This is a genomic window from Streptomyces sp. NPDC091387 (assembly GCF_044756945.1).
In the GTDB taxonomy this organism is placed as follows: domain Bacteria; phylum Actinomycetota; class Actinomycetes; order Streptomycetales; family Streptomycetaceae; genus Streptomyces.
The window spans coordinates 75,846-99,331 of the sequence record NZ_JBIVTZ010000008.1 but is presented as its reverse complement, the minus strand read 5'-3'; the positions used below and the strand labels follow the sequence as shown (position 1 = coordinate 99,331).

Below are 23,486 nucleotides of genomic sequence, written 5' to 3'. Positions count from 1 at the left end.
CCGTCGGTCAGATCTCCGTGAGCCCTCCGGCCGCCACCTCGACGCGGCGCGTCGTACGGACCGCTTCCAGCATCCGGCGGTCGTGCGTGACCAGCAGCAGTGTCCCCGTGTACGAGTCGAGCGCCGATTCCAGCTGCTCGATCGCCGGCAGGTCCAGATGGTTCGTGGGCTCGTCCAGGACGAGGAGGTTGACGCCGCGGCCCTGGAGCAGGGCGAGCGCCGACCGGGTCCGTTCGCCCGGGGAGAGCGTGGTCGCGGGGCGCATCACATGGTCGGCGCGCAGGCCGAATTTGGCGAGGAGGGTGCGGACCTCGGCCGGCTCCGTGTCGGGAACGGCCGCGCAGAACGCCTCCAGCAGGGATTCCGTGCCGTGGAACAGCTTCCGCGCCTGGTCCACCTCACCCACCACCACACCCGAGCCAAGGCTCGCGTGCCCCGAGTCCAGCGGAAGGCGGCCGAGCAGAGCGGCGAGCAGGGTCGACTTCCCCGCGCCGTTGGCACCGGTGATGGCGATCCGGTCCGCCCAGTCGATCTGGAGCGAGACCGGGCCGAACACGAAGTCCCCGAGCACGACCTGTGCCTCGCGCAGAGTTGCCACGACGGAGCCGGAACGGGGGGCGGAGGCGATCTCCATCCGCAGCTCCCACTCCTTGCGCGGCTCGTCCACGACATCGAGGCGCTCGATCATGCGCTGGGTCTGGCGGGCCTTCGCGGCCTGCTTCTCGCTGGACTCGCTCCGGAACTTGCGGGCCATCTTGTCGGAGTCGCCGGCCTTGCGGCGCGCGTTCCTGACGCCCTTGTCCATCCAGGAGCGCTGCATCAGGGCGCGGCCTTCGAGCGCGGAGCGCTTGTCGGCGAACTCCTCGAACTCCTCACGGGCGTGCCTGCGGGCCCGCTCGCGCTCCTCCAGGTACGCCGCGTAGCCACCGCCGTAGAGGTTGATCTGCTGCTGGGCGAGGTCGAGTTCGAGGACCTTGGTGACCGTGCGCATCAGGAACTCGCGGTCGTGGCTGATGACGACGGTGCCGGCGCGCAGCCCGGCGACGTACCGCTCCAGCCGCTCCAGGCCGTCGAGGTCGAGGTCGTTGGTGGGTTCGTCGAGCAGGAAGACGTCGTAGCGGGAGAGCAGCAGCGAGGCGAGGCCGACACGGGCCGCCTGGCCTCCGGAGAGCGTGGTCATCGGCAGGTCGAGACCGACGGTCAGGCCGAGGTCGGCGGCGACCTCCTCGGCCCGCTCGTCCAGGTCGGCGCCGCCGAGGGCGAGCCAGCGCTCCAGGGACTCGGAGTAGGCGTCGTCGGAGCCGGGCGTCCCGTCGACGAGGGCCTGGGTGGCGGTGTCCATCGTCGCCTGGGCCTCGGCGACGCCCGTCCGGCGGGCCAGGAACTCCCGTACGGTCTCCTCGGGGCGCCGCTCCGGTTCCTGCGGCAGATGGCCGACGGTGGCGGTGGGCGGGGAGAGCCGCAGCTCGCCCTCCTCCGGCTGGTCGAGTCCGGCGAGCAGCCGCAGGAGCGACGATTTTCCGGCACCGTTCACTCCGACGAGACCGATCACGTCACCGGGAGCGACCACGAGGTCGAGTTCGGCGAAGAGAGTGCGGTCGCCGTGTCCGGCGGCGAGGTCCTTGGCGACGAGGGTGGCAGTCATCAGGGTGTCGATCCTAATCGGCGGCCGGGGCTCCCGGCGCGGGCCCCGGCCGTGACCGGCACGCTCCCCCGCCGTCACGCGTACCGGGTCGCCCCGGGGCATCGCCCTCTCCGTGCACCTCCGCTAGGGTCCTTCCCCTGGATCGAGTGGACCGGGCCGGGCGCGAGGCCCTGGCGTCCGGGTGTGAGCGGGGTCCGAACAGAGACGAGCGGCGGTGCGGCGGTGTCGGAAGTGATCGTGGTGGGCGGTGGGGTCAGCGGCCTCACCACGGCGGTGGTGCTGGCCGGGCACGGCCACCGGGTGCGGGTCTGGTCCCGGCAGCCCGCGGCGACCACGACGTCGGCGGTGGCGGGCGCCCTGTGGTGGCCGTACCGGATCGAGCCGCAGGACCGGGTCGCCGACTGGTCGCTGGCTTCGCTGCGCTGGTACGAGGAACTGGCCGCCCGTCCGCAGGAGACCGGGGTACGGCTGGTCAGCGGCCTGCACCGGGGCGAGCGGCTCGCGGCGCTCGGGGCGTGGGCGGGGAAGCTGAAGGATGTGGTGGAGAGCGCGGAGGGACTGCGGTGCCGGCTGCCACTGATCGACATGCCGGTCCATCTGGACTGGCTGGAGGAACAGGTCAGGGCGGCCGGGGGTTCGGTCGAGCGGCGTACGGTCACCTCGTTCGACGAGGCGGCCGCCGAGGCGGCGACGGTGGTCAACTGCACCGGTCTCGGTGCCCGCGAGCTGGTCCCGGACACCGGGATGCGCCCGGTCCGCGGTCAGCTGGTCATGGTGGAGAACCCGGGGATCGACGAGTGGTTCACCGAGGCGGATCCGGCGTCGAGCGCGACGACGTACTTCTTCCCGCAGCCGGGCCGGCTGGTGCTGGGCGGCACCGCCGGGACGGACGACTGGAGCACCGTGCCCGATCCCCGCGCGGCCGAGGAGATCGTGGCGCGGTGTGCCCGGGTCCGGCCGGAGATCGCCCGCGCGCGGATCATCGGGCACCGGGTGGGGCTGCGGCCGGCCCGGGACGCGGGGGTCCGCATCGAGGCCGAGCCGCTGCCCGGCGGCGGGCGCCTGGTGCACAACTACGGACACGGGGGCGCGGGGGTGACCGTGGCCCTGGGCTGCGCGGAGGCGGCGGCCCGGCTGGTGGGCTGAACCGCCGCGGGCCGGGCAGGGCGGGGTACATCGAGCGGACACATCGCCCCTCGGACGCGCCGGCGGTCATCGGTCAGCCCCCGCGGGCCCCGCCCGGATGCGGTGGGCCCTCAGTCGGCCGGGCTCGAACCGCCGGGCTCGTCCCCTCGTTCGGTGGTGATCCGGCTGTCGCCGGGACCGATCCGGATCTCGAAGTCACCGTCGTACTTCGCGTGGCCCTCGATGACCGCGGACTCGACCGCTTCCACCCCGAACTCGCGGCGCACGATGAGCGGGTCCTCGCGCAGGTCCCGCACCAGGGCCACGCACATGCCGATCATGACGATCGTGAAGGGCGCGGCCACCAGAATGGTCAGGTTCTGCAGGCCGGCCAGCGCATCGCCCTTGCCGTTCCCGATCAGCAGCATGATCGCCCCCACCGCTCCGGTGGTGACACCCCAGAAGACGACGACCCACTTGGCCGGTTCGAGGATGCCCTTCTGGGACAGGGTGCCCATCACGATGGAGGCGGCGTCCGCGCCCGACACGAAGAAGATGCCGACCAGGATCATCACCAGCAGGCTCATCACCGTGGGGATGGGAAACTGCTGCAGTACGCCGAAGAGCTGGGCCTCCTGGGTGTCGGCGCCGTTCAGCTTCCCGGCCTCCTGGAGCTTGATGGCGGTACCGCCGAAGATCGCGAACCAGATCAGGCTGACCGTGCTGGGCACCAGGATGACCCCGCCGATGAACTGACGGATCGTCCGGCCGCGGCTGATCCTGGCGATGAACATGCCGACGAAGGGCGTCCAGGAGATCCACCAGGCCCAGTAGAAGACGGTCCAGCTGCTGAGCCAGTCGGCGACCTCTCCCTTGCCGGTGGCCTCGGTGCGGCCGGCGAGCTGGGCCAGATTACCGATGTAGGCGGCGATCGAGGTGGGCAGCAGGTCGAGCACGATGATGGTGGGGCCCGCGATGAACACGAAGACGGCGAGGATCAGGGCGAGCACCATATTGATGTTGGACAGCCACTGGATGCCCTTCTCCACGCCGGAGATCGCCGAGGCGACGAAAGCCACGGTCAGTACGGCGATGATCAGGACGAGCAACCCGGTGCTGGTCTTCTCCATCCAGTTCAGCTCGTGGAAACCGCTGCCGATCTGGAGGGCTCCCAGCCCCAGCGAGGCGGCCGAGCCGAAGAGCGTGGCGAAGATGGCGAGGATGTCGATCAGCCGGCCGACGCCGCCGTGGGCGTGCCGGGCGCCGATGAGCGGTTCGAAGACGGCGCTGATCGTCTGTCGCCTGCGGCGCCGGAAGGTGCTGTACGCGATGGCGAGACCGACCACCGCGTAGATGGCCCAGGGGTGGAGCGTCCAGTGGAAGAGGGTGGTGGCCATCGCCGTCTGCATCGCATCGGCGGCGTCGGCGGGGTTGGTGCCGGGCGGTGGATGGACGAAGTGCGCCAGGGGCTCGCTGACTCCGTAGAACATCAGGCCGATACCCATACCGGCGCTGAACATCATCGCGACCCAGGAGACGGTCCGGAACTCCGGCTCCTCGCCCTCCTGGCCGAGGCAGATCTTGCCGTAACGGCTGACGGCGAGCCAGAGCGCGAAGACCACGAATCCGGAGGCGGCCAGCATGAAGGCCCAACCACCGTTGTGCATGAGCCAGTTGAGTGAGTCGCTGGAGACGTTCTCCAACGAGTCGGTGGCGGTGGCCCCCCAGACCACGAAGGCGAGGGTCAGAACGGCGGTGACGCCGAACACCACCCGGTCGGTCGTGGGGCGCCGGTTCTGGGTCGGGTCGCCGGGCAGATCCGCCGTCACCGGCAGATCCCCCCTGCCGCCCGTTCTCTGATCGTCCTGCGACACGAATGGCACCTTTCACAGAAGCTGGAGTTTCGCTCTCCGTAGGCAGTACCACACGCGGCGCACATCTTCCGGGATCAACAAGCGGTATCGGATTGACCGATTACGAGGTGATATGTCGCACGCCTGTCCAGAAGGAGCGGAATCAGTCTCCGTGCGGGCTGGGCCAGCGCTACGTACACGCCGTCACCGTCGGGCCGGGAGGTGACGCCGTGCAGGGCGAGTTCGTCCCCGACCCGGGCGAACTGGGCCGTCGTGAGCCGGTAACCGCACGGCGGGTGCGCGAGGATCTCGCCGGGTCCCGCCGCCACGTTGTCGGCCCCGCCGAACCGGACCGGGCCCCGCTCCGTGAACCCGGCCGCCCGGGAGCGGGCGGTGGCGGCGCCGATCTCGCCGCGCCGCTCCTCGACGTAGGAGAACAGACCGTTGAGCGCGGCGCGTTGGGAGTGCACCCGGCGGCGGTTGTTGAGTGCGGGGTCGGCCCGCTCGGCGTCGGTGAGCGCGTCCACGCGGGACTCGACGAGCAGGGCCACGGCATTCTTGACGCCCGCCGCGTTGCGCAGGATGCGCTCCTGTCCGTCGCCCGCGGTCTGCTTCACCGGCCGGCCGGTGACCGGGTCGGTCCAGATGCCGTAGAGCCCGCTGTCGTGTCCGGCGTCGCGGGCGGCCGGGCGGACGTGCTGTTCGGCCAGGAGCTCCGACTCCTCGTGCACCCGGCCTCGGACGTTGGGATTGCGGGGCCACAGGACGGCCAGGTCCTTGTCGTAGTACGGCGGGGTCGCGCCGTACTCGTGCAGGTCGTAGACCACATCGGGCCGGTCGTCCCGGAGGACTGCCGCGACGGCACGGCCCTCTGCGGTCCGCAGCGCGATGTGGTCGCGGTTGATGTCCACGTCGTCGGAGTTGCCCCGCGTCCCGGCGGCGCGGCCGTCGGGGTTGGCGGTGGGAATGACGAGGATCTCGGTACGGGAGAGGAAGTCCCGGGTCGCCCGGTCCTGGGAGTACCCGAGGTCACGGATCACCGTGAGGCAGGCCTCGCGGGCGGCGGGTTCGTCGCCGTGCTGACTGCACACGAGGAGCACGGTGAGGGCGTCCGGACGCCGGCTGCCGATCCGGACGAGCCGCAGCGGGCGCCCCTGCTTCGTCGTGCCGATCCGCTCCACGGAGCCGCTGCGCCGGCCGACGGCCGCGAGCAGGGAGCGTTCCTCGGCCGGGCCGGTCCAGCGCGCCCCGCCGGTGGCTTCGAACCCGGTGCGCGGCGGTGTCCGCGCGGCCTGCGCGGATCCCGTGAGCAGCACGCCGGCCAGCACCGCGGCGAGGGCCGCCTGCGCGAGGTCGCGGACCCGGCGGCGGGCCGCCCGCCGCTCCCGGCCGTCCGGTGCGCGGCGCGTCATCGGCCGACGGCTCCCGTGCCGCGCGGACGACCTGCGGGGGCCGGGACGGGCGGTCTGTACGTCGAGCGGGCGCCCCGCGCACGTGTCGGCATGGGCGGAAGGTACCGTGGCCGGCGCCCGCGCGACAGGTCCCCCGGTCACCGCTCGGCGAAAGGCCCTAGGCTGGCAAGGTTCGTGCTGTTCGGCCGGGCCCCGGCCGTCTCCGGCCCCCTCCCGCGCCTCCGAGGAGCGTCCCTTGCCCCGTCCGACCCCCGATGCCCCTCACGACGCACGCCCCACACTGGAAGCCGTGGCAGCCCGCGCCGGGGTCTCCCGGGCAACGGCCTCCCGGGTGGTCAACGGCGGCGCCGGGGTACGGCAGCCGCTCGTGGAGCAGGTGCGCAAGGCGGTCGATGAGCTCGGCTACATACCGAACCACGCCGCCAGGACGCTGGTGACCCGGCGCAACGGAGCCGTCGCCGTGATCATCGACGAGCCCGAGATCCGGATCTTCTCCGACCCCTTCTTCTCCCAGCACATCCGCGGCATAAGCCGTGAACTCATCACCTACGACGCGCAGTTGGTGCTGCTCCTGGTGGAGGGAAGCGGCGATTTCGAGCGGGTCACCCGCTATCTGGCCGGTGGCCATGTGGACGGTGTACTGGCCTTCTCGATGCACACGGACGACGAACTGTCCGCGGTCATCCGCCGGTTCCGGGTACCGACGGTCTACGGCGGGCGTCCCGGACGGGCGGGCGCCGCCTCCGAGCTCGCGGTCCCCTACGTCGACTGCGACAACCGCGGCGGTGCCCGCGAGGCCGTACGCCATCTGGTCTCGCTCGGCCGCCGGCGCATCGCGCACATCGCGGGCCCGCGCGACCAGACCTCGGCGCTCGACCGCCTCGACGGCTACTTCGACGTGCTGCCCGACGGCGATCCCACGCTGGTGGCGGACGGCGACTTCACCGCGGAGGGCGGCGCCCGCGCCATGGCCGGGCTGCTGGAGAGGCGGCCGGACCTGGACGCGGTCTTCGCCGCCAACGACCTGATGGCCTCGGGCGCCCTGCGGGTGCTGCGCGAACACGGCCGCCGGGTACCGCAGGACGTGGCGCTGGTCGGCTTCGACGACATGGAGTCGGTGTCCGAGGCGACCGACCCACCGCTGACGACGGTCCGTCAGGACGTCGTGGGGATGGGCCGTTTGATGGTCCGGATCCTCATGGAGCGGCTGAACGACGGTGCCACCGAACCGGATTCGGTGATCACGCCTACGGAGCTCGTCCGCCGCGCGTCGGCCTGACGCACGCGCCGGCACACGGCCGGCCACCTCCCACCCCGCACACCGCACACCGCACACCGCACACCGCCACGGCGTCATGAGCGACGCCCTGATCCGTGCCGGTGGTGTTGACGCGACCCATGAAACAAGTCGATAGTATTTGTAACATTGACTCTCTGATCGCAGTATCCGTCAGATCTCCTCCGGTGCAAGGGAGTTGGACCGGAGGCACCGCACGCACCGCCCGACAGGAGGGCGCACCATGGGCCGCTACAGCCGCCTTCGCGAGATCCGCCGCATGGATCCCGTCCGAGACTGCGCCGAGATACTCCGGCTGATCTCGCAGTACGAGTTCCCCTGGGACTACCGACAGGGTGTGAGCGTCGCGTTCCTCCGCGACTACGGGGTGCCCCGCATCTCCGTACTCCTCGACCGCACGCAGGAGTTCGAACGGTCCGGCCAGAAGCGCTACGACGACACGGTGCTGATCGGGTACGAGATGGCCGCCGACGGCTTCGACTCGGAGCGCGGGCGCGCGGCGGCCCGCCATCTCAACCGCATCCACGGCAAGTACCGGATACCCAACGAGGACTTCCTGTACGTCCTGGCGACCACGGTCGTCGGGCCGAAGCGCTGGATCGACCGGTTCGGCTGGCGGCCCCTGTGCCCGGTGGAGACCGAGGCGCTGACCGAGGTGGGCCGGAAGATGGCCGCGATGATGGACATCGAGGGCGCGCCCGACACCTATGAGGGGTTCGAGCGGTTACTGGACTCCTACGAGGAGCGGATGTTCGCGTACGACCCGGCGAACCGGCGGGTCGCCAACGCCACGTTCCGGATTATGGCGAGCTGGTACCCGCGCCCGCTGCGTCCGGTGATCGCACGGTTCTCGCTCGCGCTGCTGGACGAGCCGCTGCTGCGGGCGCTGGGGTTCAGGGCGCAGCCCCGCTGGGCCAGGTCGGCCGCCGCGGGAACGCTGCGGGCCCGCGCGCGGTGTGTACGCCTGCTCCCAGCCCGGCCCCGGTGGCTGCCCTCACGCCCGCAGCCGCGTTCCTATCCGTTCGGCTGGCGGCTCGACGATCTGGGGCCGCACTGGGCGGGCAGCCGGCCCGTGGAGCCGCTGCCCGACGAGCGCCACCCCGCGCCTTCGGGGACGCCGCGCGACGGGCGCGCGGATCGGCGCACCCCGGAAGTCTTCGAACGTCCCGCCTAGCCGACGGCGATCAGCGGTACCAGGTAGCTGCGGGCGAACGCCCGCAGCTGCTCGTCGTCGTCGAGCTCGAAGCAGCTCACCGGGTTGAGGAGGAAGGAGACCGTGATGCGCACCATCAGCTCGGCGACGGGTGTCGCGTCGGCCTCGGGCCTCCCCTCCGCACGCCGGGCCTCGCGCAGCCGGCCGGCGACGTAACCGCGCATGGCGACGAGGGCCGGCCCGCTCTCCACCGTGAGGAACGGGAGCATGATCTCCGGCTCCAGCCTCAGCAGGCCGCCGACCAGCGGGTGTTCGCGGATGTGGCCGAGGACGGCCACGAACCCTTCGACGATCCGGTCCTCGGTGGTGGGCAGCGCGGCGACCGCCTCGTCGACCTCGACGACGAAGCGCCGGTACTCCCGCAGCAGGCAGGCCGACACCAGGCCGTCCTTGTTGCCGATCCGCCGGTACACGGTCACGCGCGAGACCCCGGCCCGCTTGGCGACGTCGTCGACGGTGGAGCGGCGCAGCCCGAAGGTCATGAACTGCTCACGAGCGGCGTCGAGGATCTGTTCGGTCAGCGCGTCGGAGGGCGGTGTCTCGCCGAGCGCCCGGACCAGCCGTGTTTCGTCCGTACTCCGTGCGGCCATGGGCCCTCCCCGCTCTCCGCCGGTTCCGGTCCACCATAGCGGCGCCGGAACAGAGAGCCACTGCTCGTCTCTCTGTATCCGCGCGGGGACGAGGACACGGGGCGGCGGCGGCAGCGGTCAGTCGTGGTCGTACACCGTGACGCCGATCCCCTGGCTCAACAGTCTCTGTTCCAGCAGGGGTTCGATCCGTGACCAGGTGCCGTCGGCCAGTCCGCAGCCGATGCGCGGCATGTGCACAGAGGCCCCCAGCTCGGCCGCCCGGACGGCCACCGCGCCCAGGGCCGTGTCGATCGCCCCGTAGCGCACCGGCACCCCCCTTGCTGCCGGTGCGCATCCCCCGCTGTCCCACCATGTTCGCCACCCAGATGTACGGGCTCACCCGGACGAACTGAACGGCGCCGAGGCCGAAGTCGTCGGCGGCCCGTTCGCGGTGCCAGGCGCGGTACCGGGCCTCCGGCTCGGGCCAGCGGCGCGATACGGCGAGGACGAAGCCCTTGCCCCAGCCGCCCAGGTCGTTGCAGACATGGGCGATCAGCTTCACGCCCTTGCCCTGCGGGGCGGTGGCGTCCCCCTTTACGTAAACGATCTCCGTCACGGCGCCAGCGTACGAGCGGACACTGACAACCGGTGCCTCGGCGCGGGGAGGGTGAGCTGATCGGCGTCCGCGGGGAGTCGCAGGGGCGTGGTCACGGCCGACTTCCGTCACGTCGGCCGGACCGTGCGGACCGCCGCCTGGGGGTGGAGTGCGCTTCGCTGCCGCCGGACACTTTCACAACAGTGGTGAGACAGCAATACTGTTGAACCTGATGGACGCACACGCCCGGCAGTTCACCCGCGGGGTCGGACACGAGGAGCAGATATGGCGACCGGGACCGAGGAGCCGACGCTCACCGTCGACGAACTGGCGGCGCGTGCCGGGGTGACCGTGCGCACGGTGCGTTTCTACAGCACGCGGGGGCTGCTGCCGCCGCCGGTGATCGGGCCGCGCCGGGTGGGGCACTACGGGCACGACCACCTCTCCCGGCTCGCGCTCATCGAGGAGCTCCAGCACCAGGGCATGACGCTCGCCGCGATCGAACGCTATCTGGAGCAATTGCCGCCCGATCTGAGCGCCCAGGACCTGGCGATCCACCGGGCGCTGGTGGCGACCTGGGCGCCGGACTCGGCGGAGGACGCGACCCGGGCGGAGCTGGAACGCCGCGCGGGGCGGGCGCTGACCGAGCAGGACCTCGACCGGCTGGCCGCGATGGGTGTGCTGGAACGGGCCGATCCGGGCGGGGCCCCCTACCGGGTGGATCCGGGGCTGCTGCGGCTCGGTGTGGAACTGCTCGACGTGCCGATCGCGCACCAGACGATCCTGGCCGCCCGGACGGTCCTGCTGGAGCACACCCGCTCGGCCGCCCAGCAGCTGACCCGGCTGTTCCGGGACGAGGTGTGGAGCCCGTACCGGGAGCGGGAGTTGGATCCGGAGCACGTCAGGGCGATGAAGTCGCTGTCGGCGCACATGCAGCCGATGGTGCTCCAGGCGCTGGTGACCGCCTTCCAGCGGTCGCTGAAGGAGGAGCTGCGGGCCGCGTTCACCGCTGAGTGAGTACGGCCCGCAGCGCCCGGCGTCAGTCGTGGAAGGTCTCGCCCCGCTCCGCCTTCGCGACGAGCAGCGCGGGCGGCAGGAAGCGGTCGCCGTAGCGCTCGGCGAGTTCCCGGGCGCGGGCCACGAAGCCGGGGAGGCCGCCCTCGTACCCGTTGATGTACTGGAGCACGCCGCCGGTCCACGGCGGGAAGCCGATGCCCATGATGGAGCCGATGTTGGCGTCGGCGACGGTGATCAGTACGTTCTCCTCCAGGCAGCGGACGCTGTCCAGGGCCTCGGAGAAGAGCATCCGCTCCTGCATGTCGGTGAAGGAGATGTCCGTCCGCGGCTGGGTGAAGTGCTCGCGCAGACCGGGCCAGAGGCGGGTGCGCCTGCCGTTCTCGTCGTAGTCGTAGAAGCCGGCGCCGCCGCTGCGTCCCGGGCGTCCGAACTCGTCGACCATCCGGTCGATGACCGAGTCCGACGGGTGGCCGGCCCAGGTGCCGCCCGCCGCCTCGACGGCCCGCCTGGTCTCGTCGCGGATCCTGCGGGGCAGGGTGAGCGTCAGTTCGTCCATCAGGGAGAGCACCTTGGCCGGGTATCCGGCCTGGGCGGCGGCCTGCTCGACAGAGGCGGGCTCGACGCCCTCGCCGACCATCGCGACGCCCTCGTTGATGAACTGGCCGATGACGCGTGAGGTGAAGAAGCCACGCGAGTCGTTGACGACGATCGGCGTCTTCTTGATCCGGCGGACCAGGTCGAAGGCGCGGGCCAGGGCCTCGTCACCGGTCTTCTCGCCCTTGATGATCTCGACGAGCGGCATCTTGTCGACGGGTGAGAAGAAGTGCAGCCCGATGAAGTCGGCCGGGCGCGAGACCCCTTCGGCCAGGGCCGTGATGGGCAGGGTGGAGGTGTTGGAGCAGAGCAGGGCGTCGGGCTCGATGACGTCCTGGACCTCCTGGAACACCTTGTGCTTGAGCGCGGTGTCCTCGAAGACGGCCTCGATGACGGCGTCGCAGCCGGCGAGGTCGGCCGGGTCGCCGGTCGGGGTGATGAGGGCGAGGAGCTCGTCGCGCTTCGCCTCGGTCGTACGTCCCCGGGAGAGCGCCTTGTCGAGCAGCTTCTCGCTGTACGCCTTGCCCTTGGCGGCGGCCTCCGTCGAGATGTCCTTGAGGACGACCTCGATACCGGCGCGGGCGCAGGAGTAGGCGATGCCCGCGCCCATCATCCCGGCGCCGAGGACGGCGACCTTACGGACCTGGCGCTCCTCGATGCCCTTGGGACGGCTGGCGCCGGAGTTGACGGCCTGGAGGTCGAAGAAGAACGCCTGGATCATGTTCTTCGAGACCTGGCCGGTGACCAGCTCGGTGAAGTAGCGGGCCTCGATGGTGAGCGCGGTCTCGAAGTCGACCTGTGAGCCCTCGACCGCGGCGGCCAGGATGTTGCGCGGCGCGGGCATGGGGGCCCCGGCGAGCTGCTTCTTCAGGTTGGCCGGGAAGGCGGGCAGGTTGGCGGCGAACTTGGGGTTCGACGGGGTGCCGCCGGGGATCCGGTAGCCCTTGACGTCCCAGGGCTGCCGCGACTCGGGGTTGGCGTCGATGAAGGCGCGTGCCCGGTCGAGCATCTCCTCACGGGTGGCGGCGACTTCGTGGACCAGACCGTTCTCCAGGGCGCGCCGCGGGGTGTACTGGGTGCCCTGGAGCAGCACCTTCAGCAGCGCGTCCGCGATGCCCATGAGGCGTACGGTGCGGGTGACGCCGCCGCCCGCGGGCAGCAGGCCGAGGGTGACCTCGGGCAGGCCGATCCGGGATCCGGGAGCGTCGAGGGCGACGCGGTGGTGGGAGGCGAGGGCGATCTCGTAACCGCCGCCGAGGGCGGCTCCGTTGATGGCGGCGACGACGGGCTTGCCGAGGGTCTCGATGCGGCGCAGCGAGCGTTTGATCGCGGTGCCGGTGTCGAAGGCGGCCTGGGCGTTCTCGGGGCCGACCCTGATCATGTCCTTGAGGTCGCCGCCCGCGAAGAAGGTCTTCTTGGCGGAGGTGTAGATGATGCCGCGGATGGAGTCCTTCTCGGCCTCCGCGCGCTCCGCGACGGCCTCGATGGAGTCCTTGAAGGCCTGGTTCATCGTGTTGGCGGACTGGTTGGGGTCGTCGAGTACGAGGGTGACGACGCCGGTCCCGTCCTGTTCCCAGCGGATGGTCGTGCTCTCGGTCATTGCTCTTCTTCTCCGTAGGCAGGGGTGGCCGGGGGACGGTCAGAGACGCTCGATGACGGTGGCGACACCCATGCCGCCGCCGACGCAGAGGGTGGCGAGGCCGTAGCGCTTGTCCCGGCGCTCCAGTTCGTCGATGAGCGTGCCGAGGATCATCGCGCCGGTGGCGCCGAGGGGGTGGCCGAGCGCGATGGCGCCGCCGTTGACATTGATCTTGTCCAGCGGCAGAGCCATGTCCCTGGCGAAGCGCAGGACGACGCCGGCGAAGGCCTCGTTGATCTCGACGAGGTCGATGTCGTCGATGGTGAGCCCGGCCTTGGCGAGCGCCTTGCGGGTGGCGGGCGCGGGGCCGGTGAGCATGATGGTGGGCTCGGAGCCGGAGACGGCCGCGGAGACGATCCGGGCGCGCGGCGTGAGGCCGTACCGCTCCCCGATCTCCTTCGAGCCGATCGCGACCAGGGCCGCGCCGTCGACGATGCCGGAGGAGTTGCCGGCGTGGTGGACATGGTCGATCTTCTCCACCCAGTGGTACTTCTGCAGGGCCACCGCGTCGAAGCCGCCCATCTCGCCGATCGCCGCGAACGACGGCTTGAGCGCGGCGAGGGAGTCGGCCGTGGTGCCGGGCCGCATGTGCTCGTCGTGGTCGAGGACGACGAGGCCGTTGCGGTCCTTCACGGGGACGACGGAGCGCGCGAAGCGGTTGTCCTTCCACGCCTCCGCGGCCCGCTCCTGCGACAGCGCGGCGAACTCGTCGACGTCACGGCGCGAGAAGCCCTCGATCGTCGCGATGAGGTCGGCGCCGATGCCCTGCGGGGCGAAGCCCGTCTCGTAGTTGGTCATCGGGTCCATCGCCCAGGCGCCGCCGTCCGAGCCCATCGGCACCCGGGACATCGACTCGACGCCGCCCGCGAGGATGAGGTCCTCCCACCCCGAACGGACCTTGGCGGCCGCCAGGTTGACGGCTTCCAGGCCCGAGGCACAGAAGCGGTTCTCCTGGACACCCGCGACGGTGTCCGGGAGGCCGGCCGCGATGGCGGCGATGCGCGCGATGTCGGAGCCCTGGTCTCCGAGCGGGCTGACCACGCCGAGGACGATGTCGTCGATGGCCGCCGGGTCCAGGTCCGGGAACCGGCCGCGGATCTCGTGGATCAGGCCGACGACGAGATCGATCGGCTTGGTGCCGTGCAGGGCCCCATTGGCCTTGCCGCGGCCGCGCGGGGTGCGGATCGCGTCGTAGACGAACGCTTCGGTACTCAAGACAGCTGCCTTTCGAGGGTGGTGGCGCAACAGGGGGTGTGGCGGAGCGAGGGACGTGGCACAGGAAGAGGTGGTGGCCGGGCTCGGGTCAGGCGAGCAGGGAGCGGCCGATGATCTCCTTCATGATCTCGGTCGTACCGCCGTAGATGGTCTGGATGCGGCCGTCGGTGAACGCCTTGGCCACCCGGTATTCCGTCATGTAGCCATAACCGCCGTGCAGTTGGAGGCAGCGGTCGGCGACGCGCTTCTGCAGTTCGGTGGCCCACCACTTGGCCATCGAGGCGTGCACGGCGTCGAGCGTCCCCTCCGAGTGGTCGACGATGCACCGGTCGAGGAAGGCGCGGGTGACGGCGCACTCGGTGGCCATCTCCGCGATCTCGAAGCGGATGTGCTGGAGCTTGGAGAGCGGCCGCCCGAAGGCCTCGCGCTCCTTGACGTACGCGGTGGTGATCTCCAGCAGGTGCTCGGCGGCGGCGATCCCGGCGACGGCTATGCCCATGCGTTCCTGGGCGAGGTTGGTCATCAGGTGGATGAAGGCGCCGTCGAGCTCACCGAGGAGGTTCTCCTTGGGCACCCGGACGTCGTTGAAGAACAGTTCGGCGGTGTCCTGGGACTTCTGGCCGATCTTGTCGAGGTTGCGGCCGCGTTCGAAGCCCTGCGCACCCCGCTCGACGACGATGAGGGAGAGTCCCTTCGCACCGCCGTCCGGGGTGGTCTTCGCCACGACGACGACCAGGTCGGCGAGGATGCCGTTGGAGATGAACGTCTTGGAGCCGTTGACCAGCCAGTGGTCGCCCTTGTCCTCGGCCGTGGTGCGGATGCCCTGGAGGTCGGAACCGGCGCCGGGTTCGGTCATCGCGATGGCGGTGATGATCTCGCCGCTGCAGAAGCCGGGCAGCCAGCGCCGCTTCTGCTCGTCGGTGCCGAGACCGGTGAGGTAGGGGCCGATGATGTCGTTGTGCAGGCCGAGCGCGAGCCCCGCGGCGCCCGCCCGGGTGAACTCCTCGGCGAGGACGGCGCTGTAGCGGAAGTCGGCGTTGCCGCCGCCCCCGTACTCCTCGGGCACCGCGAGGCCGAGGAGCCCCTGCCGACCGGCCGCGAGCCAGGCCTCGCGCGAGACGATGCCGTCCTTCTCCCACTGCTCGTAGTGCGGGAGGACCTCCTTGGACAGGAAGGTGCGGACGGCCCCGCGGAACGCGTCGTGCTCTTCGGTGAAGATCGGCCGCTGCATCAGTCGGTGGTGTCCTTCCGGGTGGTCCGCAGGCCCGGTACGTCCCAGTCGGCGGCGACGGCGTCGGTGTCCGCGCCCGGCCGCGCCGGGCCGCTGTGCACCGAGGAGGGCGTGGCCGAGAACCGGGGTGCGGGCGCGGGCTGGGTGAGTCCGCCGTGTTCGACGAAGGTGCCGCGGGCGGCAAGGTGCGGGTGGTGCGGGGCCTCGCGGAGCGAGAGGACGGGTGCCACACAGGCGTCCGAGCCGGTGAAGACCTCGGTCCACTCGGCGCGGGTGCGGGTGCGGAACCGGGCGGCGACGACCGCGCGCAGTTCGTCCCAGCGGGAGATGTCGCCCCGGTCGGGGGCCGTTTCGCCGATGCCGAGGAGCTCGGTGAACTCGGCGTAGAACCGCTGCTCCAGCGGGCCGACCGCCATGTACTCGCCGTCCGCGGTCTCGTACGAGCCGTAGAACGGGCAGCCGCCGTCCAGCAGGTTGGAGCCGCGCCGGTCCTGCCAGCCGCCGGCCGCCAGCATCCCGTGGATCATCATGGCGAGATGGGCGGCGCCGTCGACGATCGCCGCGTCCACGACCTGGCCGGAACCGCCGGGCGTACGGGCGTGCTGGAGGGCGGCGAGGACACCGACGACGAGGTAGAGCGAGCCGCCCGCGTAGTCGCCGAGCAGGTTGGCCGGGACGGTGGGCGGCTCGCCCGGCTTCCCGATCATGGAGAGGGTGCCGGTGAGGGCGATGTAGGCGATGTCGTGCCCGGCCCGTGCGGCGAGCGGCCCGTCCTGCCCCCAGCCGGTCATCCGCCCGTAGACGAGGAGCGGGTTACGTTCCAGGCAGGCGTCGGGGCCGACCCCCAGGCGTTCGGCGACGCCCGGCCGGTACCCCTCGATCAGGATGTCGGCGCGCTCCGCCAGCTCCAGGACCGTGGCCGGGCCGTCCTCGGCCTTGAGGTCGACGAGGACGGAACGTTTGTTGCGGTTGGTGAGGTCGTGGGCCGGATCGATGCCGAGCCCGGCGCCGCCTGGCCGGTCGACCCGCACCACGTCGGCGCCCAGATCGGCCAGGAGCATCGCGGCGAACGGGCCGGGGCCGATGCCCGCCAGTTCGACCACCCGTACCCCGGCGAGCGGGCCCCGCGAGCCGTTCGCACCGTTCCCTGCTGTTGCCATCGAGCCCCCAGCGGTATGACACAACCGATGTAACACCGACGATGCTAAGAACGTACCGCGCTCCGCACAACCCCTTGGGCGAGCAAGCGCTTAGTTCTTTTCCCGCCGATCCTCCCCCACGAAGTCCTCCCGGGCGCACACCGCCACGTCCGCCTCCGCTAACCTCTGCCTGCTACATCGGCGCGGCCCCTGCGGAGGCACTCGTGAACAGGCAGAACGGGGCACAACGCCCCTATGACGTAGTCCTCTTCGGCGCCACCGGCTTCGTGGGAGTCCTCACCGCCGAGTATCTGGCGGCGCACGCGCCGGACGGCTGCCGCTGGGCCCTGGCCGGCCGCAATCGCGCCAAACTGGAACAGCTGCGCAACCACCTCACCTCCGTCGATCCGGGCTGCGCGGACATCCCCCTGCTGCACGCCGACGCGGACGACGCCGGTTCGCTGCGCGAGCTGGCCGAGTCCGCCCATGTGGTGGCCACGACGGTCGGCCCGTACGTCTGGTACGGGGAGCAGCTGGTCGCCGCCTGCGCCGAGGCCGGGACGGACTACGCGGACCTCTCCGGTGAGCCGGAGTTCGCGGACCGGATGTATCTGGAGCACGACACACGGGCGCGCGAGACCGGCGCCCGGATCGTGCACGCGTGCGGCTTCGACTCCGTACCGCACGATCTCGGGGTGTACTTCACGGTCCAGCAGCTGCCCGAGGACGTGCCCCTGCGCATCGACGGCTTCGTCCGCAGCAACGCCGCCTTCTCCGGCGGTACGTTCGCCTCCGCGCTCACCGCGATGGGCCGCGGCCCGCAGATGCTGCGCGCCGCGAAGGAGCGCCGGCTGCACGAGCCGCGCCTCGTCGGCCGCCGCGCCCGCGCCCCGCTCGGCGCACCGCGCTTCAGTACGGAGACCGGCACCTGGGCGCTTCCGCTGCCCACCCTCGACGCGCAGATCGTGGAGCGCTCCGCCCGCGCGCTGCCCCGCTACGGCCCCGACTTCCGCTACCGGCACTACGCGTCGGTCAAGCACCTGCCGGTGGCGCTGGGCGGCACGGCGGCGCTGGGCGCCCTGCTGGGCGCGGCGCAGCTGCCGGCGGCGCGGGCGTGGCTGATGGACCGGTACGAGCCGGGCTCGGGCCCGGACGCCGAGCGCAGGAGCCGCAGCTGGTTCACGGTCAGGTTCGTCGGTGAGGGCGGCGGCCGCCGGGTGTTCACCGAGGTGTCGGGCGGCGACCCGGGCTACGGCGAGACGGCCAAGATGCTCGCGGAGTCCGCGCTGTGCCTGGCGCTGGACGAGCTGCCGACGGTCGCGGGGCAGGTCACCACGGCCGTCGCGATGGGCGATGCCTTGGGACGACGGCTGCGGGCGGCCGGGCTGGGCTTCCGGGTGGCCGCGGTCCGCTGACGCGCGTCCGGGGCGGGTTCCGCGTGTCCCGCCCTAGAAGATCCACGAGGCCAGCGTGTAGAGCATCGCCCCGGCCCAGACGAAGGCCACCGCACCCCCGATCAGCATGCCCACCGCGGCGCGGCGCTGGGCGGGGTGAAGAGGTGCGGTTCGGGCGGGTGTGCGAGGTACGTTCATGTGTCCAGAGTGCCGATCATGATCGGCGAACGCTATCCGTACGGATACTCAGACGCCTCCGCCCCGCCCGTACCGCCCTCAGGCGGTCGCCTCGCGCAGCGCCCGCCGGCAGAGCGCGTCCGCCCGGCGGGTGGTCTCGGGCTGACGGAAGTCCCGGGCGAGCAGCAGGGTGTGTGCACAGGCGTTGTCGAGGCCGGTGCGGTGGCCGACGGAGACGAAGACCGGTTTGGTGCCGTCCTGGGTACGCAGCGCCCGGCCCACCTCCTCGTCCCCGTCGAGCAGCGGCGAGCAGTCACCGCGACGCGGGCCGGGCTGTTCGTACGAGAAGGTGAACGGGTTCTTCGCGACGCCGATGACCGGCAGCCCGGTGAGCACTCCCAGATGGCTGGCGAGCCCGAAGCGGCGCGGGTGCGCCTGCCCGTATCCGTCGCAGACGACGAGGCCCGGATCGGCCGGCAGGGACTCCAGCGCGGCCAGCACGGTGGGGATCTCGCGGAAGGCCAGGAGTCCGGGGACGTAGGGGAAGGTGACCCGGCCGACGGCGGTCGACTCGGCCACCACGTCCAGGGTGACCGCGTCGAGCACGACGGCCGCCGCCACGACGACGTCGCGCTCGTCGTCGTAGGCGACGTCGACACCTGTCACCCGGCCGGTGCCGGGCGGCGGCCCCGGCTCGTCGAGCACCACGCGGGCGCGCAGAGAGTCCTGGACGGCGCGGGCACCGGCCTCGTCGGAGGGCATCTGAAGAGTTGTCATGGTGCCGACCAGCCTAGGACCTGCCGTCGGACTGCCGTCTGCCGCCGGGCGGCGACAGCAGTCCGCCGACAGGCCCCCTGGGGCTGCCCCGCAGTCCCCCGGCGGGCGCACGCCGGGGACTGCCGACAGCCCTCAGAAGGTGTTCAGCCGGGCCGCGCGCCCCTGCTCCCCCGCTGCCCAGCAGCCGCCGTCCGCGGTGCAGTCGACCGTGTCGTAGGAGCCGGTGCCGACCGTCCGCCAGGTGCGGCCGCCGTCCGTGGTCAGGTCCGTGCCGGCCGGGCCGACCGCGAGTGCGGCAGAGCGGCTGTGCGGCAGCCACGCGACGCCCGAGCGGTAGGCGGCGGGTGCGGTGGCCGACCGGTGCCAGCCGCGGCCGCCGTTGTCCGTGACGGCAGAGGCGTGGGGCGATTCCTGGTCGGGACGGTAGTCGCCGCCGACCGCGATGCCGTGGGTCCGGTCGCGGAAGGCCAGCCCGAAGACCCCGCGGGCCGGATCACCGGCCGGGAGCGTCGACTCGGACGCCCTCCAGGTCAGTCCGCGGTCCCCCGAGTGCAGGACGCGGGCGGTGGCCGCACCGCCGGTCGCCAGCCAGACGTCCTTCTGACCCGAGCTGACCAGGCACTGCCCGCTGGCCGCGAACCCCGCCTCACCTTCCTGGGCCGGCGGCATGCCCGCACTGGGCAGTACGTTCCAGCTGCGGCCGCCGTCCGCGGTGGACAGGATGCGGAACCGCCCGTCCACCGGGTCGCTCATGGCCAGCCCGTGCCGGCTGTCGAAGAAGGTGAGGCAGTCGTAGAAGGCGCGGGCGTCGGTGTTGCGGAAGGACTCGGTCCACGTCGCTCCCCCGTCGTCGGTGCGCAGCACCCGGGACGCCTCGCCCTCTCCGATGGCCAGCGCCACCGCCCGCCTGGCGTCGAAGGCCTCGATGTCGCGGAACTCCAGGCCCTCGTCCGCGGCGCCGGGCGGTGAGACGTCGCGCCAGTGGCGGCCGCCGTCGGAGGTGCGCAGCACGGTGCCCTTCGTGCCGGCGAGCCAGGCGGTGCGGCTGTTCACGGCGGCGAGGCCGCGGAAGCGTGCGTCGGTTCCGGTGACGGTGGGCGTCCAGACCGGCCGGTCGCCAGGCCGGTGCCGTTCCCCTGGTGTCGCGTGCGCCGCCGGTGCGGCCAGCGCGGCGGCCAGCGCCGCCCCGCACAGTCCCAGTGACATCAGTCGTCGCGTCTTTCCCTTGGCGCTCATGGCGCTGGAAGCTAACCGACGGACCGCGCGGCGTCCAGGGTGCGCCGCCCGGGAGCGGGCACATGATCAGATACCGGGGCCCAGGTGAGCGGTGACGCAGCTCACTCGGTCCCTGGGTGCACGGATCGGCGGCTTCCGTCGTCTGTATCAGTGCCGGGAACCCGTTTATCCGGTCGCGAGAGGGAGCAGGTCGTGTCCATCGTTATCGAGCAGTCCGTACAGGCCCGCATGGTGGCGTCCGCGCCGCAGATGGAGACACTTCCGGCCGTCCTCCAGTACGACCGCACGGACCCCTTCGCGATCCGCATGGCCTTCCCCGCGCCCGCGACGCTGGAGGGCACCGAGGTGGCCTGGGAGTTCTCCCGGGAACTGCTCACGGCGGGAATGGACAGACCGGCGGGCGTCGGTGACGTACGGATCAGGCCCTTCGGGTACGACCGCACGGTTCTGGAGTTCCACGCCGCCGAGGGCATCGCGATGGTGCACGTCCGCACTGCCGACCTGCGCCGGTTCCTGCGGCGGACCCAGCAGCTGGTGCCCGTCGGCGGCGAGCACCGGTTCCTGGACCTGGACCGGAGCCTGACGGATCTGCTCGGCGGCTCCCGCTGAACCGGTCCCCCCGGGCCCGGCGGTCCGGGACCGTGCCGCGTTAATTCGTTTGTCCCGCTCCCGGGTCCGGCGTAGCGTCTGCGCTGTCCTTGTCGTCGTCGATCGGAGTAGGACGTTGCTCGTCTGAGGTCTTGAGACACCGTGTCGCGCGCCGTGTCATGTCTGTACATGTCCGCGTGCCCGAGTGTGACCTCAGCTCTCTCGAGCCGTCCTCCGTGACCAGGGCCTTCCTCCACACCTTGCGGAATCCTTCCGTGGAACGCCAGTGACCGGTGTCTCGTCCCGTTGCCCCTGACCTTCCTCGCAACCGGGAGATTCCCTTATGTCAGCTCCGCTCGCCCATCTCACCTGCTCGTCGCTCTCCTTCGCCTGGCCCGACGGCAGCGAGGTCTTCGACGACTTCCATCTCACCGTGGGGCCCGGCCGTACGGGTCTCATCGGTATCAACGGCGCCGGCAAGTCGACCCTGCTGCGGCTGATCGCCGGCGACCTCGTTCCGGCGGCGGGCCACATCAGGGCCGCGGGCGAGGTCGGTTACCTGCCGCAGAACCTGGTCCTGGACACCGCGCTGCGGGTCGACGCGGCCCTGGGCATCGCCGCGACCCGTGAGGCGCTGCACGCCATCGAGGCGGGCGATGTCGGCGAGGAGCGGTTCACGGCAGTCGGTGACGACTGGGACGTGGAGGAGCGGGCCCGCGCCACGCTCGACCAGCTCGGTCTCGGACACATCGGGCTCGACCGGACCATCGGCGAGATGTCCGGCGGGGAGTGCGTGCTGCTGCGGCTGGCCGCCCTGCTGCTGGCCCGGCCCGACGTGCTGCTGCTCGACGAGCCGACGAACAACCTGGATCTGCACGCACGGCAGCGGCTGTACGCGGCGGTCGACGCGTGGAACGGGGTCCTGGTGGTCGTCAGCCACGACCGGGAACTCCTGGAACGCGTCGATCAGATCGCCGATCTGCGGGGCTCAGAGGTCACCTGGTACGGCGGAAACCTCTCGGCGTACGAGGAGGCGCTCGCCGTGGAGCAGGAGGCCGCCGAGCGCATGGTGCGGGTCGCGGAGGCCGATGTGCACCGGCAGAAGCGCGAGCTCGCCGACGCCCAGGTCAAGCTGGCCCGGCGCAGGCGCTACGGACAGAAGATGAACGACCAGAAGCGCGAGCCGAAGATCGTCATGGGTGCCCGCAAGCGCGCCGCGCAGGAGTCGGCCGGCAAGCACCGCATCATGCACACCGAGCGGCTGGCCGAGGCGAGGGAGCGCCTGGACGACGCAGTCGAGGCGGTCCGCGACGACGACGAGATCCGCGTCGAGCTGCCGCACACCAAGGTCCACCCGGGCCGCGGCGTGCTGGTGCTGCGCGATCTGGAACTCGCTTACGGGGCAGGGGTCCAGGGCTCGTTCGAGGTGCGCGGTCCGGAGCGCATCGCACTGGTGGGACGTAACGGAGCGGGCAAGACCACGCTGCTGCGGACGCTCGTCGGTGAGCTGGCACCGGTGTCCGGCGAGGCGGAGGTACAGCTCCCGACGCGGTTTCTGCCGCAGCGGCTGGACGTGCTCGACGACGGGCTGAGCGTGGTGGAGAACGTGGCGCGGTTCGCACCGGACGCCACGGACAACGCGATCAGGGCGAGGCTGGCACGCTTTCTGTTCAAGGGGGCAAGGGCGGACCGGCCCGCGGGAACCCTGTCGGGCGGGGAACGGTTCCGGGCGGCTCTGGCCGCTCTGCTGCTGGCCGAACCGGCACCTCAGCTGCTGATGCTGGACGAACCGACGAACAACCTGGACCTGGCGAGCGTACGTCGGCTGACGGCGGCACTCGACGCGTACGAGGGAGCACTCATCGTGGCGAGCCACGACGTGCCGTTCCTGGAGTCACTCGGCATCACGCGCTGGCTGCTGCTCGACGGCGAGCTGCGGAACACCACGGCCGAGGAGGTGCGCACGGGGATGTGAGGTGCGGAGCCGGGGAAGCCAGGGGGAGATGAGTGTGGGGGACGGTGTGGGGGCTGCGGGGGCTAGGGGTGGAGTAACGCCCAGGCCTTGGTGTCGCCGGACGCCGTCAGCGCGGGGGCGAGCCCCCAGTCCCCGCCGTGTGCGTCGACCGCGGCCGCCAGCAGCCACATGCCGGCGCTGCGCTGCTCACGGCACGCCTCGGACTTCTCCGGTGTTCCGTGACACGGGTGGTCGTAGAGGACGATCCGCAGCGCGTCGAACTGCCAGTGGACCCGGAGCAGCATCTCCCGGTCGGGAGTGAACCGGTAGGCGGCGGCGACCAGTTCCGACGTGGCGAGCACCGCGGTGTCGCGGAGTTCCGCGAGGTCGTGCCGGATGAGCAGATCGCCCACGGCACGGCGCAGCGAGGGGGCGAACTGCTTCCGTTTCGGACTGGATGACCAGGGCCACGCCTACATCGGCTCCACCACCGACACCGCCCTCTACGTCAGTGACTCCGTGGAGGCGCTGAGGGCACTGATCTCCGCGGTGAAGTCCGGCGCGGCGGACCATCTGCTCTGAGACCCCCGACCGACCGAGCCCCCTGTGCGCCTGCGCTCCGAGTACGCCGACTGTTCAGAGCCCACGCCACCGGGGGCCGGGCCCGGCTTTTTCCCTCGTTCGAGGGCCTTTCCACAGCCGACCTGACCCTCCGTATACACGCTTGACCTGCACATATGTCATTGCGTGACCAAATATCGCCCGGACGGGCTTGGCTCCGGCCTTACCGCCGCTTTAACCTACGGTCTCGTAACC

The 23,486-nt window shown here is 71.5% G+C and carries 20 protein-coding genes and 1 pseudogene; 8 read left to right on the top strand and 13 right to left on the bottom strand.

Annotated features, from left to right (window positions below):
- Positions 1-7 precede the first annotated feature (7 nt).
- The gene (locus ACIQM0_RS17865) at positions 8-1,645 is read right to left on the bottom strand and encodes an ABC-F family ATP-binding cassette domain-containing protein (protein WP_401287424.1); all 1,638 of its coding nucleotides are present in this window, start codon (positions 1,643-1,645) and stop codon (positions 8-10) included.
- A gap of 222 nt (positions 1,646-1,867) precedes the next feature.
- Between ACIQM0_RS17865 and ACIQM0_RS17860 the strand changes: the two genes are divergently transcribed.
- Entirely contained in the window at positions 1,868-2,791 is a 924-nt protein-coding gene (locus tag ACIQM0_RS17860; RefSeq protein WP_401287421.1) for an FAD-dependent oxidoreductase, read from the top strand.
- Positions 2,792-2,901: 110 nt separating this feature from the next.
- Here ACIQM0_RS17860 and ACIQM0_RS17855 read toward each other — a convergent pair whose 3' ends face one another.
- Both ACIQM0_RS17855 and ACIQM0_RS17850 read right to left on the bottom strand, forming a co-directional pair.
- The gene (locus ACIQM0_RS17855) at positions 2,902-4,644 is read right to left on the bottom strand and encodes a BCCT family transporter (protein WP_401287418.1); all 1,743 of its coding nucleotides are present in this window, start codon (positions 4,642-4,644) and stop codon (positions 2,902-2,904) included.
- Positions 4,645-4,718: 74 nt separating this feature from the next.
- The gene (locus ACIQM0_RS17850) at positions 4,719-6,035 is read right to left on the bottom strand and encodes a M14 family metallocarboxypeptidase (RefSeq protein ID WP_401287415.1); all 1,317 of its coding nucleotides are present in this window, start codon (positions 6,033-6,035) and stop codon (positions 4,719-4,721) included.
- A gap of 235 nt (positions 6,036-6,270) precedes the next feature.
- On the opposite strand from ACIQM0_RS17850, the gene ACIQM0_RS17845 reads away from it, so the two are divergent.
- Positions 6,271-7,314: a LacI family DNA-binding transcriptional regulator gene (locus ACIQM0_RS17845; protein ID WP_401287412.1), complete on the top strand. Its 1,044-nt coding sequence runs from the start codon at positions 6,271-6,273 to the stop codon at positions 7,312-7,314.
- A 241-nt stretch (positions 7,315-7,555) separates the two neighbouring features.
- Complete coding sequence (locus tag ACIQM0_RS17840; protein ID WP_363028906.1) at positions 7,556-8,506, top strand: oxygenase MpaB family protein; 951 nt, start codon at positions 7,556-7,558, stop codon at positions 8,504-8,506.
- Here ACIQM0_RS17840 and ACIQM0_RS17835 read toward each other — a convergent pair.
- Both ACIQM0_RS17835 and ACIQM0_RS17830 read right to left on the bottom strand, forming a co-directional pair.
- Positions 8,503-9,135, bottom strand: coding sequence for a TetR/AcrR family transcriptional regulator (locus ACIQM0_RS17835; RefSeq protein WP_401287409.1), 633 nt, complete (start codon positions 9,133-9,135; stop codon positions 8,503-8,505). The genes ACIQM0_RS17840 and ACIQM0_RS17835 overlap by 4 nt on opposite strands.
- 117 nt (positions 9,136-9,252) lie before the next feature.
- Positions 9,253-9,730 (bottom strand): annotated as a pseudogene (locus ACIQM0_RS17830) (macro domain-containing protein).
- Between the two features lie 264 nt (positions 9,731-9,994).
- Here ACIQM0_RS17830 and ACIQM0_RS17825 point away from each other — a divergent pair.
- The gene (locus ACIQM0_RS17825) at positions 9,995-10,726 is read left to right on the top strand and encodes a MerR family transcriptional regulator (protein WP_401287406.1); all 732 of its coding nucleotides are present in this window, start codon (positions 9,995-9,997) and stop codon (positions 10,724-10,726) included.
- Positions 10,727-10,748: 22 nt separating this feature from the next.
- Here the strand turns inward: ACIQM0_RS17825 and ACIQM0_RS17820 are convergent, their stop codons facing one another.
- From ACIQM0_RS17820 to ACIQM0_RS17805, 4 genes are all read right to left on the bottom strand, one after another.
- Positions 10,749-12,920, bottom strand: a complete 2,172-nt coding sequence (locus ACIQM0_RS17820; protein WP_401287403.1) for a 3-hydroxyacyl-CoA dehydrogenase NAD-binding domain-containing protein — start codon at positions 12,918-12,920, stop codon at positions 10,749-10,751.
- A 39-nt stretch (positions 12,921-12,959) separates the two neighbouring features.
- Positions 12,960-14,174 (bottom strand): acetyl-CoA C-acetyltransferase, encoded by a 1,215-nt coding sequence (locus ACIQM0_RS17815; RefSeq protein ID WP_363028916.1) that lies wholly within the window; start codon positions 14,172-14,174, stop codon positions 12,960-12,962.
- An 88-nt stretch (positions 14,175-14,262) separates the two neighbouring features.
- The gene (locus ACIQM0_RS17810) at positions 14,263-15,405 is read right to left on the bottom strand and encodes an acyl-CoA dehydrogenase family protein (RefSeq protein WP_401287400.1); all 1,143 of its coding nucleotides are present in this window, start codon (positions 15,403-15,405) and stop codon (positions 14,263-14,265) included.
- Positions 15,405-16,565: a CaiB/BaiF CoA transferase family protein gene (locus tag ACIQM0_RS17805; protein WP_401287397.1), complete on the bottom strand. Its 1,161-nt coding sequence runs from the start codon at positions 16,563-16,565 to the stop codon at positions 15,405-15,407. The genes ACIQM0_RS17810 and ACIQM0_RS17805 overlap by 1 nt, the downstream gene beginning before the upstream one ends.
- Before the next feature lie 203 nt (positions 16,566-16,768).
- Here ACIQM0_RS17805 and ACIQM0_RS17800 point away from each other — a divergent pair, with 203 nt between their 5' ends.
- A complete protein-coding gene (locus ACIQM0_RS17800; protein WP_401287394.1) occupies positions 16,769-17,959 on the top strand; it encodes a saccharopine dehydrogenase family protein in 1,191 nt (396 codons plus the stop codon).
- Positions 17,960-17,992: 33 nt separating this feature from the next.
- On the opposite strand, the gene mmpA is transcribed toward ACIQM0_RS17800, so the two are convergent.
- The 3 genes from mmpA to ACIQM0_RS17785 form a co-directional block, all read right to left on the bottom strand.
- A complete protein-coding gene (gene mmpA, locus ACIQM0_RS17795) occupies positions 17,993-18,136 on the bottom strand; it encodes a morphogenic membrane protein MmpA (protein WP_363077391.1) in 144 nt (47 codons plus the stop codon).
- A 78-nt stretch (positions 18,137-18,214) separates the two neighbouring features.
- On the bottom strand, positions 18,215-18,892 hold the full coding sequence (locus ACIQM0_RS17790) for an endonuclease V (RefSeq protein ID WP_362952599.1): 678 nt from the start codon (positions 18,890-18,892) through the stop codon (positions 18,215-18,217).
- A 132-nt stretch (positions 18,893-19,024) separates the two neighbouring features.
- On the bottom strand, positions 19,025-20,128 hold the full coding sequence (locus ACIQM0_RS17785; RefSeq protein WP_401287391.1) for an oxidoreductase: 1,104 nt from the start codon (positions 20,126-20,128) through the stop codon (positions 19,025-19,027).
- 192 nt (positions 20,129-20,320) lie between these two features.
- Between ACIQM0_RS17785 and ACIQM0_RS17780 the strand changes: the two genes are divergently transcribed.
- Complete coding sequence (locus tag ACIQM0_RS17780; protein WP_363028928.1) at positions 20,321-20,737, top strand: SsgA family sporulation/cell division regulator; 417 nt, start codon at positions 20,321-20,323, stop codon at positions 20,735-20,737.
- A 322-nt stretch (positions 20,738-21,059) separates the two neighbouring features.
- The gene (locus tag ACIQM0_RS17775) at positions 21,060-22,691 is read left to right on the top strand and encodes an ABC-F family ATP-binding cassette domain-containing protein (RefSeq protein WP_401287388.1); all 1,632 of its coding nucleotides are present in this window, start codon (positions 21,060-21,062) and stop codon (positions 22,689-22,691) included.
- A 62-nt stretch (positions 22,692-22,753) separates the two neighbouring features.
- Here the strand turns inward: ACIQM0_RS17775 and ACIQM0_RS17770 are convergent, their stop codons facing one another.
- Positions 22,754-23,083: a hypothetical protein gene (locus tag ACIQM0_RS17770; protein ID WP_401287386.1), complete on the bottom strand. Its 330-nt coding sequence runs from the start codon at positions 23,081-23,083 to the stop codon at positions 22,754-22,756.
- Between ACIQM0_RS17770 and ACIQM0_RS17765 the strand changes: the two genes are divergently transcribed.
- Positions 23,067-23,252, top strand: coding sequence for a hypothetical protein (locus tag ACIQM0_RS17765; protein WP_401287383.1), 186 nt, complete (start codon positions 23,067-23,069; stop codon positions 23,250-23,252). The genes ACIQM0_RS17770 and ACIQM0_RS17765 overlap by 17 nt on opposite strands.
- Positions 23,253-23,486 lie beyond the last annotated feature (234 nt).

Coding starts and splice junctions, on each gene's coding strand:
- mmpA (WP_363077391.1), bottom strand. CDS start 18,136: ATGAACGTACCTCGCACACCCGCCCGAACCGCACCTCTTCACCCCGCC.
- ACIQM0_RS17765 (WP_401287383.1), top strand. CDS start 23,067: ATGAGCAGATCGCCCACGGCACGGCGCAGCGAGGGGGCGAACTGCTTC.
- ACIQM0_RS17840 (WP_363028906.1), top strand. CDS start 7,556: ATGGGCCGCTACAGCCGCCTTCGCGAGATCCGCCGCATGGATCCCGTC.
- ACIQM0_RS17825 (WP_401287406.1), top strand. CDS start 9,995: ATGGCGACCGGGACCGAGGAGCCGACGCTCACCGTCGACGAACTGGCG.
- ACIQM0_RS17820 (WP_401287403.1), bottom strand. CDS start 12,920: ATGACCGAGAGCACGACCATCCGCTGGGAACAGGACGGGACCGGCGTC.
- ACIQM0_RS17835 (WP_401287409.1), bottom strand. CDS start 9,135: ATGGCCGCACGGAGTACGGACGAAACACGGCTGGTCCGGGCGCTCGGC.
- ACIQM0_RS17790 (WP_362952599.1), bottom strand. CDS start 18,892: ATGACAACTCTTCAGATGCCCTCCGACGAGGCCGGTGCCCGCGCCGTC.
- ACIQM0_RS17865 (WP_401287424.1), bottom strand. CDS start 1,645: ATGACTGCCACCCTCGTCGCCAAGGACCTCGCCGCCGGACACGGCGAC.
- ACIQM0_RS17850 (WP_401287415.1), bottom strand. CDS start 6,035: ATGACGCGCCGCGCACCGGACGGCCGGGAGCGGCGGGCGGCCCGCCGC.
- ACIQM0_RS17785 (WP_401287391.1), bottom strand. CDS start 20,128: ATGAGCGCCAAGGGAAAGACGCGACGACTGATGTCACTGGGACTGTGC.
- ACIQM0_RS17775 (WP_401287388.1), top strand. CDS start 21,060: ATGTCAGCTCCGCTCGCCCATCTCACCTGCTCGTCGCTCTCCTTCGCC.
- ACIQM0_RS17810 (WP_401287400.1), bottom strand. CDS start 15,405: ATGCAGCGGCCGATCTTCACCGAAGAGCACGACGCGTTCCGCGGGGCC.
- ACIQM0_RS17805 (WP_401287397.1), bottom strand. CDS start 16,565: ATGGCAACAGCAGGGAACGGTGCGAACGGCTCGCGGGGCCCGCTCGCC.